The 18134-nt window shown below is 56.3% G+C and carries 16 protein-coding genes and 4 tRNA genes; 15 read left to right on the top strand and 5 right to left on the bottom strand.

The window, feature by feature from the left end; translation table 11 throughout:
• The 9 genes from wzxE to V1566_RS02065 all read left to right on the top strand — a co-directional run bounded on the left by wzxE (nucleotide 1) and on the right by V1566_RS02065 (nucleotide 6562).
• Complete coding sequence (gene wzxE / locus V1566_RS02105) at nucleotides 1-1251, top strand: lipid III flippase WzxE (RefSeq protein ID WP_395304939.1); 1251 nt, start codon at nucleotides 1-3, stop codon at nucleotides 1249-1251.
• A complete protein-coding gene (locus V1566_RS02100) occupies nucleotides 1248-2327 on the top strand; it encodes a TDP-N-acetylfucosamine:lipid II N-acetylfucosaminyltransferase (protein ID WP_395304938.1) in 1080 nt (359 codons plus the stop codon). Before wzxE ends, V1566_RS02100 begins: the two co-directional genes overlap by 4 nt.
• Complete coding sequence (gene wzyE, locus V1566_RS02095) at nucleotides 2324-3676, top strand: ECA oligosaccharide polymerase (protein WP_395304937.1); 1353 nt, start codon at nucleotides 2324-2326, stop codon at nucleotides 3674-3676. The genes V1566_RS02100 and wzyE overlap by 4 nt, the downstream gene beginning before the upstream one ends.
• A 12-nt stretch (nucleotides 3677-3688) precedes the next feature.
• Nucleotides 3689-4429 (top strand): lipopolysaccharide N-acetylmannosaminouronosyltransferase, encoded by a 741-nt coding sequence (gene wecG, locus V1566_RS02090; RefSeq protein ID WP_395304936.1) that lies wholly within the window; start codon nucleotides 3689-3691, stop codon nucleotides 4427-4429.
• Between the two features lie 197 nt (nucleotides 4430-4626).
• Nucleotides 4627-6012 (top strand): amino acid permease, encoded by a 1386-nt coding sequence (locus V1566_RS02085; protein ID WP_395304935.1) that lies wholly within the window; start codon nucleotides 4627-4629, stop codon nucleotides 6010-6012.
• Nucleotides 6013-6114: 102 nt separating this feature from the next.
• A tRNA-Arg gene (locus V1566_RS02080) sits at nucleotides 6115-6191 on the top strand.
• A gap of 64 nt (nucleotides 6192-6255) precedes the next feature.
• Nucleotides 6256-6331: transfer RNA gene (locus V1566_RS02075), tRNA-His, on the top strand.
• Between the two features lie 22 nt (nucleotides 6332-6353).
• A tRNA-Leu gene (locus tag V1566_RS02070) sits at nucleotides 6354-6439 on the top strand.
• A 46-nt stretch (nucleotides 6440-6485) separates the two neighbouring features.
• A tRNA-Pro gene (locus V1566_RS02065) sits at nucleotides 6486-6562 on the top strand.
• A 540-nt stretch (nucleotides 6563-7102) separates the two neighbouring features.
• On the opposite strand, the gene hemY is transcribed toward V1566_RS02065, so the two are convergent.
• The 4 genes from hemY to hemC are packed head-to-tail and all read right to left on the bottom strand — an operon-like array spanning nucleotide 7103 to nucleotide 11206.
• Nucleotides 7103-8302, bottom strand: coding sequence for a protoheme IX biogenesis protein HemY (gene hemY / locus V1566_RS02060; RefSeq protein ID WP_395305946.1), 1200 nt, complete (start codon nucleotides 8300-8302; stop codon nucleotides 7103-7105).
• 2 nt (nucleotides 8303-8304) lie between these two features.
• Nucleotides 8305-9507, bottom strand: a complete 1203-nt coding sequence (gene hemX, locus V1566_RS02055; RefSeq protein ID WP_395304934.1) for a uroporphyrinogen-III C-methyltransferase — start codon at nucleotides 9505-9507, stop codon at nucleotides 8305-8307.
• A 20-nt stretch (nucleotides 9508-9527) separates the two neighbouring features.
• Nucleotides 9528-10268: a uroporphyrinogen-III synthase gene (hemD, locus tag V1566_RS02050; protein ID WP_395304933.1), complete on the bottom strand. Its 741-nt coding sequence runs from the start codon at nucleotides 10266-10268 to the stop codon at nucleotides 9528-9530.
• The gene (hemC, locus tag V1566_RS02045) at nucleotides 10265-11206 is read right to left on the bottom strand and encodes a hydroxymethylbilane synthase (RefSeq protein WP_033146903.1); all 942 of its coding nucleotides are present in this window, start codon (nucleotides 11204-11206) and stop codon (nucleotides 10265-10267) included. The genes hemD and hemC overlap by 4 nt, the downstream gene beginning before the upstream one ends.
• A gap of 350 nt (nucleotides 11207-11556) precedes the next feature.
• Here hemC and cyaA point away from each other — a divergent pair, with 350 nt between their 5' ends.
• Entirely contained in the window at nucleotides 11557-14100 is a 2544-nt protein-coding gene (cyaA, locus tag V1566_RS02040; protein WP_395304932.1) for a class I adenylate cyclase, read from the top strand.
• Between the two features lie 91 nt (nucleotides 14101-14191).
• Here cyaA and cyaY read toward each other — a convergent pair whose 3' ends face one another.
• Nucleotides 14192-14512, bottom strand: a complete 321-nt coding sequence (gene cyaY / locus V1566_RS02035) for an iron donor protein CyaY (RefSeq protein WP_023333807.1) — start codon at nucleotides 14510-14512, stop codon at nucleotides 14192-14194.
• A 135-nt stretch (nucleotides 14513-14647) separates the two neighbouring features.
• On the opposite strand from cyaY, the gene V1566_RS02030 reads away from it, so the two are divergent.
• From V1566_RS02030 to yigB, 5 genes are read left to right on the top strand one after another with little or no spacing between them, the layout of a single operon-like run.
• Nucleotides 14648-14851 carry a lipoprotein gene (locus V1566_RS02030; protein ID WP_032646076.1) on the top strand — a complete coding sequence of 68 codons (204 nt, stop codon included), beginning with the start codon at nucleotides 14648-14650 and terminating at the stop codon, nucleotides 14849-14851.
• 35 nt (nucleotides 14852-14886) lie between these two features.
• Nucleotides 14887-15711, top strand: a complete 825-nt coding sequence (gene dapF, locus V1566_RS02025; RefSeq protein WP_008501545.1) for a diaminopimelate epimerase — start codon at nucleotides 14887-14889, stop codon at nucleotides 15709-15711.
• Nucleotides 15708-16415 carry a DUF484 domain-containing protein gene (locus tag V1566_RS02020; protein WP_023309626.1) on the top strand — a complete coding sequence of 236 codons (708 nt, stop codon included), beginning with the start codon at nucleotides 15708-15710 and terminating at the stop codon, nucleotides 16413-16415. The genes dapF and V1566_RS02020 overlap by 4 nt, the downstream gene beginning before the upstream one ends.
• Nucleotides 16412-17314 carry a tyrosine recombinase XerC gene (gene xerC, locus V1566_RS02015; protein WP_121423322.1) on the top strand — a complete coding sequence of 301 codons (903 nt, stop codon included), beginning with the start codon at nucleotides 16412-16414 and terminating at the stop codon, nucleotides 17312-17314. Before V1566_RS02020 ends, xerC begins: the two co-directional genes overlap by 4 nt.
• Nucleotides 17314-18030, top strand: coding sequence for a 5-amino-6-(5-phospho-D-ribitylamino)uracil phosphatase YigB (gene yigB, locus V1566_RS02010; RefSeq protein WP_159515109.1), 717 nt, complete (start codon nucleotides 17314-17316; stop codon nucleotides 18028-18030). Before xerC ends, yigB begins: the two co-directional genes overlap by 1 nt.
• The last annotated feature ends 104 nt before the right edge of the window (nucleotides 18031-18134 follow it).

Raw genomic sequence — 18134 nt, 5'->3', positions numbered from 1 at the left:
ATGTCTCTGGCAAAAGCATCGGTGTGGACCGCCGCGTCCACGCTAGTAAAAATTGGCGCCGGGCTGCTGGTCGTCAAGCTGCTGGCCGTCTCATTTGGCCCCTCTGGTGTGGGGCTGGCGGGTAATTTCCGCCAGCTTGTCACCGTCCTTGGGGTGCTGGCCGGTGCCGGTATCTTCAACGGCGTAACCAAATACGTTGCGCAGTATCACGATGATGCGGCTCAGTTGCGCAGAGTGGTGGGCACCTCTTCGGCGATGGTCACGGGTTTTTCGACCCTGATGGCGATTATCTTTCTGCTGGCGGCGGCGCCCATTAGCCAGGGGTTGTTCGGGCACACCCATTATCAGGGGCTGGTGCGTCTGGTCGCGTTGGTTCAGATGGGCATTGCCTGGGCTAACCTGCTGCTGGCGCTGATGAAAGGTTTTCGTGATGCTGCCGGGAACGCGCTCGCCTTAATCCTGGGCAGCGTTATCGGCGTGATTGCCTATTACTTCTGCTATCGCCTGGGCGGCTATGAAGGCGCACTGCTGGGGCTGGCGCTGGTCCCGGCGCTGGTTGTGGTGCCTGCGGCGTTCATGTTGATGCATCGGGGTGTCATCCCTCTGAGCTACCTGAAACCGCAATGGGACACGATGAATGTCAGCCAGCTGGGTAAATTTACCCTGATGGCGCTCATCACCTCCGTCACGCTGCCGGTGGCCTACGTGATGATGCGAAACCTGCTGGCGGCGCATTATAGCTGGGATGAAGTGGGGATCTGGCAGGGCGTAAGCAGTATTTCTGACGCCTATCTCCAGTTTATTACGGCTTCCTTTAGCGTTTACCTGCTGCCAACCTTATCGCGTCTGACGTCCAGACAAGAAATAACGCGCGAGATTTTCCGATCGCTGCGCTTTGTGTTGCCGGCCGTCGCGGCGGCCAGCTTTACCGTCTGGTTATTGCGCGATGTCGCCATCTGGCTGCTGTTCTCGACGAAGTTCACCGCCATGCGCGACCTCTTTGCCTGGCAGCTGGTGGGTGATGTGCTGAAAGTGGGTGCTTACGTTTTCGGCTATCTGGTGATTGCAAAAGCATCCCTGCGGCTGTATATCCTGGCGGAAATTAGCCAGTTTGCGTTACTGACAGCATTTTCACACTGGCTGATACCCGCGCACGGTGCGCTGGGGGCGGCTCAGGCCTACATGGCAACCTATATCGTTTATTTCGCCGCCTGTTGTGGCGTATTTTTATTGTGGCGTAAACGCGCATGACTGCACTGATTCACATCCTGGGATCGGATATCCCACACCATAACCAGACCGTTTTGCGGTTCTTCAACGACGAGCTGGCATCGGGTAATCCTGATGCGCGTGAGTTTATGGTTGCAGGTCAGGATAAAGGCCTGAGCGCAGCATTTCCGGCGCTAGCTATTCGCTTCTGGCCGGATAAGGCCTCACTGGCGAAGGCGGTCGTTGCCAAAGCCAAAGCGGATCGTAAGCAACGTTTCTTTTTCCACGGGCAGTTCAATACCGGCCTGTGGCTGGCGCTGCTCAGTGGGGGGATTAAGCCCTCCCAGTGCAGCTGGCATATCTGGGGAGCCGATCTCTACGAAGTCTCCCGCGGCTGGAAATTCCGTCTTTTCTATCCCTTGCGCCGCATGGCGCAGGGGCGCGTAGGCTGTGTGTTTGCCACCCGTGGCGATCTCAACTATTTTGCTAAACAGCACCCGAACGTGCGCGGTGAATTACTCTATTTCCCAACCCGCATGGATCCGGCGCTGAACGCCATGGCGAATGACACGGTGCGTGAAGGCAAGCTAACGATCCTGGTGGGGAATTCCGGCGATCGCAGTAACGAACACGTCGCGGCGCTCAGGGCGGTGCATAAGCAGTTCGGCGACACGGTGAACGTGGTGGTGCCGATGGGCTATCCCGCCAATAACGACGCCTATATTGATGAGGTTCGCCAACAGGGACTTGCGCTGTTTAGCGCAGAAAATCTGCACATCCTCAGCGATAAGCTGGAATTTGATGAATATCTTGCGCTGCTGAGAAAATGCGATCTTGGCTATTTCATCTTTGCCCGACAGCAGGGAATTGGCACGCTGTGTCTGCTGATTCAGGCGGGTGTACCGTGCGTGCTCAACCGCGACAACCCGTTCTGGCAGGACATGGCCGAGCAGCATATTCCGGTGCTGTTTACCTCAGACACGCTGAATGTCGAGGTGGTACGGGAAGTCCAACGTCAGCTCACGCTGGTGGATAAAAATAGCATCGATTTTTTCAGCCCGAATTACCTCACGCCGTGGCACCGCGCGCTGCGTATCGCGTCAGGAGACAAAGCATGAGTCAGTTGCAATTCAGCGGCTTACTGGTTGTCTGGCTTTTGAGCACCCTGTTTATCGCCACGCTTACCTGGTTTGAATTCCGCCGGGTGCGCTTCAACTTTAACGTGTTCTTCTCGCTACTGTTTCTGCTGACCTTCTTTTTCGGTTTCCCGCTGACCAGCATTCTGGTCTTCCGTTTTGACGTGAGCGTCGCGCCGCCGGAAATCCTGCTCCAGGCGCTTCTGGCGGCGACCTGTTTCTATGCGGTCTACTACGTCACCTATAAAACGCGTCTGCGTTCAGTGCAGGCTGTTGTCCCGCGACGGGCGCTTTTTACCATGAATCGTGTGGAGACCCACCTGACGTGGGTGATGCTGATGACCATCGCGCTGGTCAGCGTCGGTATCTTCTTCATGCATAACGGCTTCCTGCTGTTTAAGCTCCACTCCTACAGCCAGATTTTTTCAGCCGAAGTTTCGGGTGTGGCGCTTAAGCGTTTCTTCTACTTCTTCATTCCGGCGATGCTGGTGATCTTTTTTCTGCGCCAGGACAGCAAAGCGTGGCTGTTCTTCCTGGTCAGCACCGTCGCGTTTGGCATCCTGACCTACATGATTGTGGGCGGTACGCGCGCCAACATTATTATCGCCTTCGCCATCTTCCTGTTTATCGGTATCATCCGCGGCTGGATCTCGCTGTGGATGCTGGTTGCGGCAGGCGTGTTTGGTATTGTGGGAATGTTCTGGCTGGCGCTGAAGCGCTACGGGATGAACGTGGCGGGCGATGAGGCGTTTTACACGTTCCTCTACCTGACGCGCGATACCTTCTCGCCGTGGGAAAACCTGGCATTGCTGCTGCAAAACTACGACAAGATTGATTTCCAGGGGCTGGCGCCGATTGTTCGCGACTTCTACGTCTTTATCCCTTCCTGGCTATGGCCGGATCGGCCCGGCGTGGTGCTTAACACGGCAAATTACTTTACCTGGGAAGTGCTGAACAACCATTCCGGCCTGGCAATCTCGCCAACGCTGATTGGTTCCCTGGTGGTGATGGGCGGGGCGTGGTTCATTCTGCCCGGTGCGGTTGCCGTGGGGCTGATTATCAAGTGGTTCGACTGGCTTTACCTGCGTGGCAACGAAGAGACCAACCGTTACAAAGCGGCCATTTTGCACAGTTTCTGCTTTGGTGCCATTTTCAATATGATCGTTCTGGCGCGCGAAGGGCTGGACTCGTTCGTTTCGCGCGTGGTGTTCTTCATGGTCGTATTCGGCGTCTGCCTGTTACTGGCCAAACTGTTGTACTGGCTGTTTGACAGCGCAGGGCTTGTGCACAAGCGCGAGCAGCAGGGCAGCACAACGCTGTCGCAAGTCTGAGTAAGGATAGTAATGACTGATACAATTTCTGCACCGCGCTATGCGCTACGTGGCCTGCAGCTTATTGGCTGGCGCGACATGCAACACGCGCTGGACTTTCTGTTCGCCGACGGCCAGATGAAATCCGGTACGCTGGTGGCCATCAACGCGGAAAAGATGCTGGCAGTTGAGGATAATGCGGAAGTCAAAAGCCTGATTGAAGCAGCTGAATTTAAATACGCGGACGGGATCAGCGTGGTCCGCTCTATCCATAAAAAGTATCCTGACGCTAATGTTTCCCGCGTAGCGGGGGCCGATCTCTGGGAGCAACTTATGGCTCGCGCCGGCGCGCAGGGCACGCCCGTGTTCCTGATTGGTGGGAAGCCGGAGATATTGTCCCAGACGGAGGAGAAACTGCGTCGTCAGTGGAATGTTAAGATTGTCGGCAGCCAGGATGGTTACTTCAAACCGGAAGCACGCCAGGCTTTGTTTGAGCGCGTTCGTGACAGCGGGGCGAAAATTGTCACCGTGGCGATGGGGTCTCCGCGCCAGGAGATCCTGATGCGCGACTGCCGTCTGGTCTGTCCGGATGCCCTCTACATGGGCGTCGGCGGTACGTACGACGTCTTTACCGGCCACGTTAAGCGTGCGCCAAAGGTCTGGCAAAATCTGGGGCTGGAGTGGCTGTATCGCCTGCTATCGCAACCGATGCGTATTAAACGACAGATCCGTCTGCTTCGCTACCTCGCCTGGCATTACACCGGGAAAATGTAATCAAAATGTAGCGCGATATGCTATTCGCGCTGCAACTCGCCTGCAAAACTGCTGATAATCTGTGCAATGCATTCATTTTTTTAATGCATCGTTTGCCATTTGGCAGATTTTAAGAAACCATTCGCTCCGTATTTTAGTACCCCTAAAAAACAATACCCGGTCTTAAGCCGGGAAACAGCAAACACAATCGAGGATCTATGGCAGAGAAAAAACCGGAGCTACAGCGTGGGCTGGAAGCTCGTCATATTGAACTGATAGCGCTGGGCGGCACTATCGGCGTGGGCCTGTTTATGGGCTCTGCAAGTACGCTCAAATGGGCAGGCCCTTCCGTATTACTGGCGTATATTATCGCCGGGCTGTTTGTTTTCTTCATTATGCGTTCCATGGGCGAAATGCTCTTCCTGGAGCCGGTAACCGGCTCCTTCGCCGTTTACGCGCATCGTTATATGAGTCCGTTCTTCGGCTACCTGACGGCCTGGTCATACTGGTTTATGTGGATGGCGGTGGGCATCTCAGAGATCACCGCGATAGGGGTCTATGTCCAGTTCTGGTTCCCGGACATGGTCCAGTGGATACCCGCGCTCATTGCCGTGGGGCTGGTGGCGCTGGCAAACCTGGCCGCCGTGCGCCTTTACGGTGAAATTGAGTTCTGGTTCGCAATGATCAAAGTCACCACGATTATCGTGATGATTGTCGTCGGCCTGGGCGTGATTTTCTTCGGCTTTGGCAATGGTGGACACGCTATCGGCTTTGGCAACCTGACCGAAAACGGCGGCTTCTTTGCCGGTGGCTGGAAGGGCTTCCTGACGGCGCTGTGTATCGTTGTGGCCTCGTATCAGGGCGTGGAGCTGATCGGTATTACCGCCGGTGAAGCCAAAAACCCGCAGGTCACGCTACGTAGCGCGGTAGGCAAAGTGCTGTGGCGTATCCTGATTTTCTATGTGGGCGCGATCTTCGTCATCGTGACCATCTTCCCGTGGAACGAAATTGGCACGACGGGTAGCCCGTTTGTATTAACCTTCGCCAAAATTGGTATCACGGCGGCGGCGGGTATCATCAACTTTGTGGTCCTGACGGCAGCGTTGTCGGGCTGTAACAGTGGGATGTACAGCTGCGGGCGTATGCTCTATGCGCTTTCGAAGAACAACCAACTGCCTGCGGCGATGAGCAAAGTCTCACGTGTCGGCGTGCCGGTGGCAGGGGTGGCGGTGTCCATTGTGATCCTGCTGATTGGCTCTTGCCTGAATTACATCATTCCTAATCCGCAGCGCGTTTTCGTTTACGTCTACAGCGCGAGCGTACTGCCGGGTATGGTGCCGTGGTTTGTTATCCTCATCAGCCAGCTGCGTTTCCGTCATGCGCACAAAAAGGCGATTGAAAGCCATCCGTTCCGCTCAATTCTGTTCCCCTATGCGAACTATTTGACGATGGCGTTCCTGATTTGCGTATTAATTGGGATGTACTTTAATGAAGATACCCGCATGTCGCTGTTTGTCGGGATGATCTTCCTGGCGGCTGTAACGGCTGCATATAAGCTTTTTGGCCTGGGTCGCCGTGCCACCACGCAGAAAGTGGAGGAATAAGCGGCAAAATGTGCAAACCATAACCAAACGCGCATTTTTTTCAAAAAAGCACTAGACAGCGGGGGCGGAGGTACGTAATATCCAGCCCCGCAACGGCGCTAAGCGCCCGTAGCTCAGCTGGATAGAGCGCTGCCCTCCGGAGGCAGAGGTCTCAGGTTCGAATCCTGTCGGGCGCACCATTAACCCGGTGCTGGAGCTGCGGTGGTCTGAGAAGTAGTCAGTACCGCGTGAAAGAATACAGTGGTGGCTATAGCTCAGTTGGTAGAGCCCTGGATTGTGATTCCAGTTGTCGTGGGTTCGAATCCCATTAGCCACCCCATTATTTGAAAGAGTTGTGAATTGCGAAGGTGGCGGAATTGGTAGACGCGCTAGCTTCAGGTGTTAGTGTCCTTTGGATGTGGGGGTTCGAGTCCCCCCCCTCGCACCACGACTTTTTAAATGAATTGAACTAAAAATTCAAAAAAGCAGTACATCGGCGAGTAGCGCAGCTTGGTAGCGCAACTGGTTTGGGACCAGTGGGTCGGAGGTTCGAATCCTCTCTCGCCGACCAATTTTGAACCCCGCTTCGGCGGGGTTTTTTGTTTTCTGCGATTCTTCATTCCTGTAGTCATTCCCCAACAACGTCCTTTTTCAATGTCGCAATCCAGCGACATGCAACTCATTGAAAATTAAATAAATAACTATTTATGGTTTTTGCTGTCTCCTCCTGGCGACATATTTCCGCCTTTTCACGCTACGTTGTAGAGCTTAAGACGGCGCTTAACAGCATAATTTCCTTTTATCTTAAAATGTTGCGTGATGTAAAACTTCTGCGTGTCACGTTGGCACGTTACGTGCAATAATATACGTGTAGATGCTCATTCCATCTCTTATGTTCGCCTTAGTGCCTCATAAACTCAGGAATGACGCAGAGCCATTTACGGTGCTTATCGTCCACTGACAGATGTCGCTTCGGCCTCATCAGACACCATGGACACAACGTTGAGTGAAGCACCAAATATGTTGTCTTACAGACCTGTTTTAACGCCTGCTTTTTAGCAGGCGTTTTTTTATGGGCGTAAAAAAGGAGGCCGTCTGGCCTCCTGATTAATTACTGCTGCGTACCGTTATTTTGCAGCGTCAATAGCAACCCATCGCGCCGCATGGCGGCTGCCTCTTCCGGCTTATGCTGCTTGTCCAGCGTATCGGCAAGCCACGCGTAGTCAAAGGCATCCGGACGCTGTTTCAGCGCCGCGCGGAAGGCGAGGCTCGCCTCCTGCCATTCTCCGTGCTTCATCAGCGATTGACCAAGCGTGCTCCACAGCAGCGGGCGGTCACCGACGGTTTTAATCTGCTGACGCAGCACTTTTTCAATTTGCTCTGGATTATTGGTTTTCAGGCGCGGGATCACCATCACCAGACGATCGTCGTACTGGCGCTTCAGACCGTCGAGAAGGATTTCCTGAGCCGTGTCATGGTCGTCACATTCAATAAGATGTTCCGCCATGGCAACCTGCAGAGGAACCTGCTGGCGTGTTTTACGGCTCTGATTCTTCCACCATGTTTTCAGACCGTCGCTGCCCAGGTCGGCGCGCGCCTGATCCATCAGACCAATCCATGCCAGACGCTGAAGCTCATCACGATGTTCATCATCGCCTACCTCGGCCTTCGCCATTGACGGAATGATGTCCAGCAGTGAACCCCAGGCACCGGTACGAATATACGCCTGCTCGGCAAGACGCAGCACTTCCGGATGACGTGGCGCAACTTCCAGCAGGCGATCGATACCGTGGCGAGCCGCGTGATTTTCATTGCGCGCCAGCTGCAGACGAACGCGCGTGATTTCTACCGGAATCGGGTCACCGTGAGCCAGCTCTGCCGCTCGCTCCAGATGCTGATTGGCGCGGGCTTCGTCACCGCGCTGCTGCGCCGCTTCGGCTGCGAGCAGATAATTCACCACCGGCTGTTCGGCATGGTCGGCATTTTTCGACATCAGCTTTTCAACCTGCTGATAGTCACCCTCGGCAAGCTTAAGCAGCGCCTGTTCGGTTTGCTTACGGGCGCGGCGACGTTTGCGGCCAACGAACCAGCCGCGCGTGTGGGCACCGGTGCGGAAAATACGGCGCAGGATCCACTCGATCGCAAACAGCACCACCAGGCCGAGGATCAGAATGATCGTCAGGCCCGTTACGCTGGTTTCGATGTTGTAGTTATCGGTCTGGATCAGGACGTAACCCTGATGGCCCGCAAGCATGGGGCCCAGCACGATCCCGGCGATCAGCAGGATGAAGAGTAAGAGAACTTTTAGCATCATTACTCTCCCTGCGGTGCGCTTTCAGGCGCCGGAGCCGGAGCCGAAGCTGGTGCCGCTCCGCCAGACGGCTCTGCCGGCACGCCCGGCTGCGCCAGCAGGTTACGTACGCGCGTCTGCATCAGTTTCTCCAGAATCGGCTGGCTGGCCAGCTTATCCGGCACGTTCATGGTGATGTTCTGCTGGCTTAGCTTATCAATGTCTTCGAGGAAGGCGGTGGTCGTCGCATCATCGGTGTTGTAGTAGGCGCGTACCCACGTTGAGACGTTATCCAGCGCCTGTTTGTAGGTCTCTTCCTGATGACGCGGCACGGCCTGAGCCGCCACCAGCAGGCGGGAACGAATGTTTTCGCGCAGATAGATATCCTGGTTCGGCGCCAGCAGCGGCACGGCGGTTTCGTCGCGACGGCGGATAGTGATGAAGCTGTCCATAAAGTTCTGCCAGCTTTTCTGCAGGTTTATGCGCCATTCGCTCAGAGAGCTGGAAAGCTCGGTACCGTCGGAATCCATCGGGGAGTCGTCGTCGTTATTATCCGCCAGCTGCAGGTTATCAATCTGATTCGAAAGCTGGTTCACCTTGAGAATAATGCCGTCGTAATCCACCTGCGAGACGGCGGAGAGGCTGGCGATGTCTTCGGTAATCGCGCGACGGGCCGCGATGAGGCTCGGGTCGTTCATGTCTGCCAGGCTCGCATCGGCGCTTTTCAGCAGCGCGGCGGCAGTGGTGACGTCCTGATCGCTCCACAGCTTACGTCCGGCGAGCTTCACCAGGAAGTCAGCCTGCGAGAGCAGCCAGGTTTTGGCATCGGTGCCGGAAATCGTGGCGACTTTCTGCTGCACGTCGCCCAGCTGTTTGGTCAGCTCTTCCTGTTTGCTGTTCGCCTCGGCAAGCGCGGCGGCCTGCTGCTTAATCACCGCTTCCAGCTCGGTTTTCTGCGTCTCCTGCGCTTTTTGCAGGGCGGTGAGCTGATTCACCAGCGCGTCGCTGGTGGACGTTTGATTAGCACCCTGTTGCTTCACCAGACCGTACAGGCCAACTCCTGCTGCCAGCGCAATTGCGATGGCAATCGCGCTCAGCGTGAGGCTCGTTTTGTTGCTGCCGTTTTTCTTCTCAGCGGTTTTCTCTGTCGTCTCTGGCTGTGGCGTCGTCTCCACAGTCTCCCTGGTCTCTTCAACCACGGCGGAGGATTTGTCGTGTTCCGTCATTATGGCTTCCCATTTGAGAGTTATTGTAATGCGCGCAGCAGCGCATCGTTGTCGGCGTTATCAGCGATCCGAATATCCTGCCAGCCCAGTTCCCGGGCCTGGTTCGCCAGACGCTCACTGACGACCAGAAGCCGACAGCGGAGTAACCAGTTTTCGCGATACCAAAGCGGTATCAGCGACCAAAGCTGTTGTAACATTTCACCGCTGGTGACCACCAGCGTATTAATGCCGCGCGCGTGCCAGCGCATCGCCTCTTCCGCGCCATCGTAGTGTTTTGCACAACGTTGATAGCACTCAATGAACGTCACGTCGGCACCACGTTCACGCAGCGTTTCGCCCAACAGTTCGCGGCCACCATTACCGCGCAAAATGAGCGCACGCCTTCCGGCAATAGTTTGTAATTCAGGTAATTGTAGCAAGACTTCACTGATTTCCCGATCTAACGGGTAACGAACGTCCGCGCTGCTTACGGTATGCAGCGCCAGTGCCGTTGTGCGGCCAATCGCGAAATAGCGGGGGGCGGTTGGCCAGGTCAAACCCTGCTGTTGCAGCTGCGCGTGGGCAAATTCCACGGCATGTTGCGACAGCGCAAACAGCAGGTCGCCTTCCTGAAGGGTATTCATCTGGTCGGCGAGCGCAGAGAGCTCCCGACCGGGGGAGAATTCAATGAGCGGAAAACTCCAGGCCACCTGCCCCAGTGCGCGCAGACGGCTCACTAACTGCTCTCCTGCGGGAGAAGGGCGGGTGACGAGAATACTCATGCAGGGGGCTCTCCATTATAAACGTCAGCCAGAATCTCGCGGGCACCGTTATCCAGCAGCTCTTCAGCCAGCGACACGCCAAGCTGCTCGGCATCTTGCGCTTTACCGCGACGTTCGCCGCGTACCATCTGCGAACCGTCCGGGGCGCCCACCAGCGCACGCAGCCACAGTTCGCCTTCTGTTAATTCAGCATAGCTGCCAATCGGAACCTGGCATCCCCCTTCGAGGCGGGTATTCATCGCACGCTCGGCTTTTACGCGAATAGCGGTCTCGTCATGGTTCAGCGGCGCGAGCAGTTCGCGGGTACGCGCATCGTCCAGACGGCACTCGATGCCGACGGCACCCTGGCCCACGGCCGGCAGCGACAGCTCTGGCGGCAACGCCACGCGAATGCGCGACTCCAGCCCCAGACGCTTCAGGCCGGCAACGGCGAGGATAATGGCATCGTAATCGCCGTTATCCAGCTTGCCCAGACGCGTGCCGACGTTACCGCGCAGCGAGCGAATGATCAGGTCAGGACGACGTTCCGCCAGCTGACACTGACGGCGTAAACTGGACGTGCCAACCACGCTACCTTCTGGCAGCGCGTCGAGGGAGTCATAGTGGTTAGAGACAAACGCATCGCGCGGATCTTCGCGCTCGCAGATGGTCACCAGCCCCAGCCCTTCCGGGAACTCGACGGGCACGTCTTTCATCGAATGTACGGCGATATCGGCGCGGTTCTCAAGCAATGCCAGTTCCAGTTCTTTGACAAACAGGCCTTTGCCGCCCACTTTCGCCAGGGGCGTATCGAGGATCACGTCACCGCGCGTGACCATCGGCACCAGCTCGACGCGCAATCCACTGTGGCAGGCTTCAAGGCGCTGCTTCACATAATGTGCCTGCCAGAGCGCGAGAGGGCTTTGGCGTGTGGCAATTCTCAAAACATTGTCTAACATGCTTGTTACCGTCATTATCAATCGCTAACCATCCTAACATTGTTGACTCTGGGATGGCAGTTTTACGGTTGATGAAGCGTGAGAGGGACAAGGCGGCGTATTCGTCAGCCATAGCCGTATTCAGGAATTTACACGTACAGAACGGTGCTACACTTGTATGTAGCGCATCTTTCTTTACGGTCAACCGGCAAGGTGTTAAATTGATCACGTTTTAGACCATTTTTTCGTCGCTACCACCAAAAATGATAAGGGCGAAAAAGGGTAACGGTTATCTTTTTGAAATACTGCGGGTCCGCTGTTATTCGTGTTTTGAATAGCTTGCGACACCCGGAAACATCAGGCGATACGTCTTGTACCTCTATATTGAGACTCTGAAACAGAGACTGGATGCCATTAATCAACTGCGTGTGGATCGCGCGCTTGCTGCCATGGGCCCTGCTTTCCAGCAGGTATACAGTCTGCTGCCGACATTATTGCACTATCACCATCCGCTAATGCCTGGCTACCTTGATGGTAACGTTCCCCAGGGCATTTGCCTTTTCACGCCTGATGAAACCCAACAGCATTATCTGAACGAGCTGGAACTCTACCGCGGCATGCCGCCACAGGAGTCTCCGAAAGGTGAGCTGCCGATTACCGGCGTTTACTCTATGGGGAGCACCTCATCGGTAGGGCAAAGCTGTTCTTCGGACCTGGACATCTGGGTCTGCCATCAATCCTGGCTCGATAACGACGAGCGTCAGCTGTTGCAACGCAAGTGCAGCCTGCTGGAGAGCTGGGCGGCCTCGCTCGGTGTGGAAGTGAGCTTCTTCCTGATTGATGAAAACCGTTTCCGCCATAACGAAAGCGGCAGTCTGGGGGGTGAGGACTGCGGCTCGACTCAGCACATCTTATTGTTGGATGAATTTTACCGTACTGCTGTGCGTCTGGCCGGGAAGCGTATTCTGTGGAATATGGTCCCGTGCGAAGAAGAAGAGCATTACGATGACTACGTCATGTCGCTTTACGCGCAGGGCGTACTGACGCCAAACGAATGGCTGGACCTCGGCGGTCTGAGCTCTCTGTCAGCAGAAGAGTATTTTGGCGCAAGCCTCTGGCAGCTCTATAAAAGTATCGACTCACCGTACAAAGCGGTGCTGAAAACGCTGCTGCTGGAAGCCTATTCCTGGGAATACCCCACGCCGCGACTGCTGGCGAAAGATATCAAGCAGCGTCTGCACGACGGGGAGATCGTCTCCTTCGGGCTGGACGCCTACTGCATGATGCTGGAGCGCGTGACCGAATACCTGAAAGCCATAGATGACACCACGCGTCTTGACCTGGTGCGTCGATGTTTCTATCTCAAAGTCTGTGAGAAATTGAGCCGTGAGCGCGCCTGCGTGGGCTGGCGTCGTGAAGTGGTCAGTCAGTTAGTGAAAGAGTGGGGATGGGACGAAGCGCGTCTGTCCATGCTCGACAACCGGGCTAACTGGAAAATCGATCAGGTGCGTGAAGCGCACAACGAACTGCTCGATGCGATGATGCAAAGCTACCGTAATCTGATCCGCTTTGCGCGCCGTAACAACCTCAGCGTTTCCGCCAGCCCGCAGGATATCGGGGTATTGACCCGTAAGCTGTACGCCGCATTTGAAGCGCTGCCGGGTAAAGTCACCCTGGTTAACCCGCAGATTTCGCCAGACCTGTCAGAGCCGAACCTGACCTTTATCTATGTGCCGCCGGGCCGCGCGAACCGCACCGGGTGGTATCTGTACAACCGTGCGCCAAGCATGGATTCGATCGTCAGCCATCAGCCGCTGGAATATAACCGCTACCTGAACAAGCTGGTGGCCTGGGCCTGGTTTAACGGCCTGCTGACCTCGCGTACGCGCCTGTTTATCAAAGGCAACGAGGTGGTCGATCTCGCTAAGCTGCAGGAGATGGTCGCGGATGTGTCACACCACTTCCCGCTGCGTCTGCCTGCCCCAACGCCGAAAGCGCTCTACAGCCCGTGCGAAATTCGCCATCTGGCGATTATCGTCAACCTGGAATACGACCCGACGGCGGCCTTCCGCAATCAGGTGGTCCATTTTGACTTCCGCAAGCTGGACGTCTTCAGCTTTGGCGAGCAGCAAAATTGCCTGGTGGGCAGCGTGGATCTGCTGTACCGCAACTCGTGGAACGAAGTGCGTACCCTGCATTTCAACGGCGAGCAGGCGATGATCGAAGCGCTGAAAACCATTCTCGGCAAGATGCACCAGGATGCCGCACCGCCGGACAGTGTCGAAGTGTTCTGCTACAGCCAGCACCTGCGCGGTTTAATTCGTACCCGCGTGCAGCAGCTGGTTTCTGAGTGTATCGAACTGCGTCTCTCCAGCACCCGTCAGGAAACCGGACGCTTTAAAGCGCTGCGCGTCTCCGGTCAGACCTGGGGCCTGTTCTTCGAACGTCTCAACGTGTCGGTGCAAAAGCTGGAAAACGCCATCGAATTCTACGGCGCGATTTCACACAACAAGCTGCATGGCCTGTCGGTGCAGGTGGAAACTAACCACGTTAAGCTGCCGCAGGTGGTGGACGGATTTGCCAGCGAAGGGATTATCCAGTTCTTCTTTGAAGAGTCGGGCGAGGACGCCGGGTTCAACATCTACATTCTGGATGAGACCAACCGCGCCGAGGTGTATCACCATTGTGAAGGCAGTAAAGAGGAGCTGGTGCGCGACGTCAGCCGCTTCTACTCCTCTTCGCATGACCGTTTCACCTACGGTTCAAGCTTTATCAACTTTAACCTGCCGCAGTTCTACCAGATTGTGAACGTCGATGGTCGTACGCAGGTGATCCCGTTCCGGACCCAGGCCGTTACGCCTGTAGCGCCTGCCAATCAGGACACCGCGCCGCTGTTGCAGCAGTATTTCTCCTGAGGCTTTTCGCCGGGTGGCGCTCACGCTTACCGGGCCTACGGTTCGAGCCGTTGTAGGCCCGGTAAGGCGTAGCCGCCACCGGGCAACAAAACTACCTGAAGCTCACAGCCTCACCCGCCTGCGCGGTCGCCGCCTGTTCCAGCAGATCCCAGAACGGCACGCCGCTACGGTCGCAAACCCACTCCCCGTCTTTCAGATCGAAATGATAGCCGCCCTGTTTCGCGGCCAGCCAGACCTGGTGAAGCGGCTCCTGGCGGTTAATAATAATTTTGCTGCCATTTTCGAAGCTCAGGGTCAGAATGCCGCCGTTGATTTCACAATCGATATCGCTGTCGCCGTCCCAGTCGTCAAGGCGCTCTTCGATGGTCATCCACAGGTTGTCGGCAAGGCGATGGAATTCACTGTCGTTCATGGTTTTGTTCCTGTTTTTCGTGATGCCGGCAGTATAACCCTAAATAATTCCCGTTGCAGGAAAGCGGCAAACTCTTGCTTTTGTGTCTTCTCCTGCGATGATAGAAACAGATTTGAACTTACGGGCAACTTTATAATGAAAAACGCTTTCCGAACGCTTGCCGTTCTCATCACGCTGTTTAGCCTGACTGGCTGCGGGCTGAAGGGACCACTGTACTTTCCACCTGCGGATAAAACCGCACCGCCGCCGACGAAACCTGTTAACAGCGGCATTGAGTCTTCCACGCCAAATACTAACGACCGTGGCGACAACGGTGGCCCGACTCAGGTTAATCTCTGACGATAACGTTCTGTACCCGCGCAATGGAGCAAATGATGCAGTTCTCTAAAATGCATGGCCTTGGCAACGATTTTATGGTCGTCGACGCGGTAACGCAGAATGTGTTTTTCTCCCCGGAACTGATCCGTCGCCTGGCGGATCGGCATCTGGGCGTGGGGTTCGATCAACTGCTGGTGGTCGAGCCACCGTACGATCCCGACCTCGATTTCCACTACCGTATTTTTAACGCGGACGGCAGCGAAGTTAACCAGTGCGGCAACGGCGCGCGCTGTTTTGCCCGCTTTGTCCGCCTGAAAGGGCTGACCAACAAGCGTGATATTCGCGTCAGCACGGCCAATGGTCGTATGGTGCTCAGCGTCACCGATGATGAACTGGTGCGCGTGAACATGGGCGAGCCTAACTTCGAGCCCTCCGTCGTGCCGTTTCGCGCAAACAAAGCGGAAAAGACCTATATTATGCGTGCGGCCGAGCAGACAGTATTGTGCGGCGTCGTCTCTATGGGTAACCCACACTGCGTGATTCAGGTTGATGATGTGGAAACCGCCGCGGTCGAAACGCTCGGCCCGGTGCTGGAAAGCCACGAACGTTTCCCGGAACGCGCGAACATCGGCTTTATGCAGGTGGTGAAGCGCGAGCACATTCGCCTGCGGGTTTACGAGCGCGGCGCGGGCGAGACTCAGGCCTGCGGAAGCGGTGCCTGTGCTGCGGTGGCCGTGGGCATCTCTCAGGGGTTACTGGCAGAAGAGGTTCGCGTGGAGTTACCGGGCGGTCGGCTTGATATCGCCTGGAAAGGACCGGGTCATCCACTGTATATGACTGGCCCGGCGGCACATGTCTATGACGGGTTTATCCATCTATGAAACAACCAGGGGAAGAACTGCAGGAAACAGTGACGGAACTGGACGACAGAGCTGTTGTTGATTATCTGCTGCGCAATCCTGAGTTTTTTATTCGCAATGCACGCGTCGTCGAAGAGATGCGCGTGCCGCATCCGGTTCGCGGGACCGTGTCGCTGGTCGAATGGCACATGGCGCGCTCGCGCAACCACATCAATCAGCTCGAAGAGAACATGACGCTGCTGATGGAGCAGGCCAGCACCAACGAAAGCCTGTTCTATCGTCTGCTGCACCTGCAGGCGCGTCTGGCGTCGGCGCACAGTCTTGACGAGTTCCTCAGCCGCTTCCACCGCTGGGCGCGGGAGCTGGGTCTGGCAGGTGCAACGATTCGTCTGTTCCCTGACCGCTGGCGCATTGGCGCGCCGTCGGGGTTTACCCATCTGGCGCTCAGTCGTCAGGCGTTTGAACCGCTGCGCATTCAGCGTCTGGGCCATGAGCACCACTATCTGGGGCCGCTGAACGGGCCTGAACTGCTGGTGGTACTACCGGAAGCCAAAGCGATTGGCTCGGTGGCGATGTCGCTGATGGGGCGCGATGGCGATCTGGGGGTCATGTTATTTACCAGCCGCGATGCGCATCACTATGAGCAGGGGCAAGCCACACACCTGCTGCAGGAGATCGCCCTGATGCTGCCCGAGCTGCTGGAGCGCTGGATTGAGCGCGTATGACGGACGGACTGCTCGCCACTGACGTTTCGCGCTTTCTGCGCTATCTGGGCGTGGAGCGTCAGCTTAGCCCCATTACCCTGCTCAACTACCAGCGTCAGCTTGATGCCATCATGCAGATTGCCGACGAAATCGGCCTGAAAAGCTGGCAACAATGTGACGCTGCGACGGTACGCGGGTTCGTCGTGCGTAGCCGTAAAAAAAATCTCAGCCCGGCGAGCCTGGCGCTCAGGCTCTCTGCGCTGCGCAGCTTCTTCGACTGGCTGGTCAGTCAGGGAGGCTTAAAAGCCAACCCGGCAAAAGGGATAGCCACGCCAAAAGCGCCGCGCCATCTGCCTAAAAATATCGACGTTGACGACGTAAACCGTCTGCTGGATATCGATCTGAACGATCCGCTGGCCGTACGCGACCGCGCGATGCTGGAGGTGATGTACGGCGCAGGCCTGCGTCTGTCTGAACTCGTCAACCTTGACCTCAAGCATCTCGATCTGGAATCTGGTGAAGTGTGGGTGATGGGTAAGGGCAGCAAAGAGCGCCGTCTGCCGATTGGCCGCAACGCGGTCTCCTGGATTGAGCACTGGCTTGACCTGCGCGGGCTGTTTGGCAGCGAAGAGGATGCGCTGTTCCTGTCGAAACTCGGCAAACGGATCTCGGCGCGTAACGTGCAGAAGCGCTTTGCGGAGTGGGGCATTAAGCAGGGGCTGAACAGCCACGTTCACCCGCACAAGCTGCGCCACTCCTTTGCGACACACATGCTTGAGTCGAGCGGCGATCTGCGCGGTGTGCAGGAACTGCTTGGCCACGCAAATCTGTCGACCACTCAAATCTATACCCACTTAGACTTCCAACACCTTGCCTCGGTGTATGACGCGGCGCATCCACGCGCCAAACGGGGGAAATAATGCGTTTTTACCGCCCACTTGGTCAGATCTCAGCCCTGACGTTTGACCTTGATGACACCCTTTATGACAACCGCGAGGTGATCCTGCGTACCGAGCAGGAGTCGCTGGCGTTTGTGCAGAACTACCATCCCGCGCTGAAAGCGATACAGAACAAGGACTTTCAGAAGCTGCGTCAGTCCCTGCGTGAGACCGAACCGGATATTTACCACGACGTGACCGAATGGCGTCGTCGCGCGGTTGAGCAGGCGATGCTCAACGTGGGCCTGAGCGTGCAGGACGCGGCCATCGGGGCCGAAGCGGCAATGGAAAACTTCGCCAAATGGCGCAGCCGTATCGACGTGCCGCAGGAGACCCACGAGACGCTGGCGAAGCTTGCTGAAAAGTGGCCGCTGGTGGCCATCACCAACGGCAATGCCCAGCCCGAGCTGTTTGGCCTCAGCGATTACTTTGAATTCGTGCTGCGCGCGGGCCCGCACGGGCGCGCGAAGCCGTTCAGCGATATGTACCATCTGGCGGCGGATAAGCTTAACCTGCCGCTGGGTAACATTCTGCACGTGGGGGATGACCTCACCACCGACGTGGCCGGGGCTATCCGCTGCGGCATGCAGGCCTGCTGGATCAAGCCGGAAAACGCCGACCTGATGACTACGCTGGACAGCCGTCTTCTGCCGCACGTGGAAATTTCACGGTTGGCATCCCTCACGACGCTGATATAATCACCAGTAATATTGTATAAATTACCAGGGGTTTGCAGTTGTAGGCCCGGTAAGCGAAGCGCCACCGGGCGTTTTGCTGTGTTCCTGAATACTATGTGACGGTG

Source organism: Enterobacter sp. ECC-019, from assembly GCF_043974075.1.
GTDB classification, from domain to species: Bacteria; Pseudomonadota; Gammaproteobacteria; order Enterobacterales; family Enterobacteriaceae; genus Enterobacter; species Enterobacter asburiae_D.
This window is presented reverse-complemented; position numbering and strand designations above follow the sequence as displayed.

What these genes read in the sequence shown, in the direction of transcription:
- wzxE (WP_395304939.1), top strand. Translation starts at nt 1, where the DNA reads ATGTCTCTGGCAAAAGCATCGGTGTGGACCGCCGCGTCCACGCTAGTA.
- V1566_RS02100 (WP_395304938.1), top strand. Translation starts at nt 1,248, where the DNA reads ATGACTGCACTGATTCACATCCTGGGATCGGATATCCCACACCATAAC.
- wzyE (WP_395304937.1), top strand. Translation starts at nt 2,324, where the DNA reads ATGAGTCAGTTGCAATTCAGCGGCTTACTGGTTGTCTGGCTTTTGAGC.
- wecG (WP_395304936.1), top strand. Translation starts at nt 3,689, where the DNA reads ATGACTGATACAATTTCTGCACCGCGCTATGCGCTACGTGGCCTGCAG.
- V1566_RS02085 (WP_395304935.1), top strand. Translation starts at nt 4,627, where the DNA reads ATGGCAGAGAAAAAACCGGAGCTACAGCGTGGGCTGGAAGCTCGTCAT.
- hemY (WP_395305946.1), bottom strand. Translation starts at nt 8,302, where the DNA reads ATGCTAAAAGTTCTCTTACTCTTCATCCTGCTGATCGCCGGGATCGTG.
- hemX (WP_395304934.1), bottom strand. Translation starts at nt 9,507, where the DNA reads ATGACGGAACACGACAAATCCTCCGCCGTGGTTGAAGAGACCAGGGAG.
- hemD (WP_395304933.1), bottom strand. Translation starts at nt 10,268, where the DNA reads ATGAGTATTCTCGTCACCCGCCCTTCTCCCGCAGGAGAGCAGTTAGTG.
- hemC (WP_033146903.1), bottom strand. Translation starts at nt 11,206, where the DNA reads ATGTTAGACAATGTTTTGAGAATTGCCACACGCCAAAGCCCTCTCGCG.
- cyaY (WP_023333807.1), bottom strand. Translation starts at nt 14,512, where the DNA reads ATGAACGACAGTGAATTCCATCGCCTTGCCGACAACCTGTGGATGACC.
- V1566_RS02030 (WP_032646076.1), top strand. Translation starts at nt 14,648, where the DNA reads ATGAAAAACGCTTTCCGAACGCTTGCCGTTCTCATCACGCTGTTTAGC.
- dapF (WP_008501545.1), top strand. Translation starts at nt 14,887, where the DNA reads ATGCAGTTCTCTAAAATGCATGGCCTTGGCAACGATTTTATGGTCGTC.
- V1566_RS02020 (WP_023309626.1), top strand. Translation starts at nt 15,708, where the DNA reads ATGAAACAACCAGGGGAAGAACTGCAGGAAACAGTGACGGAACTGGAC.
- xerC (WP_121423322.1), top strand. Translation starts at nt 16,412, where the DNA reads ATGACGGACGGACTGCTCGCCACTGACGTTTCGCGCTTTCTGCGCTAT.
- yigB (WP_159515109.1), top strand. Translation starts at nt 17,314, where the DNA reads ATGCGTTTTTACCGCCCACTTGGTCAGATCTCAGCCCTGACGTTTGAC.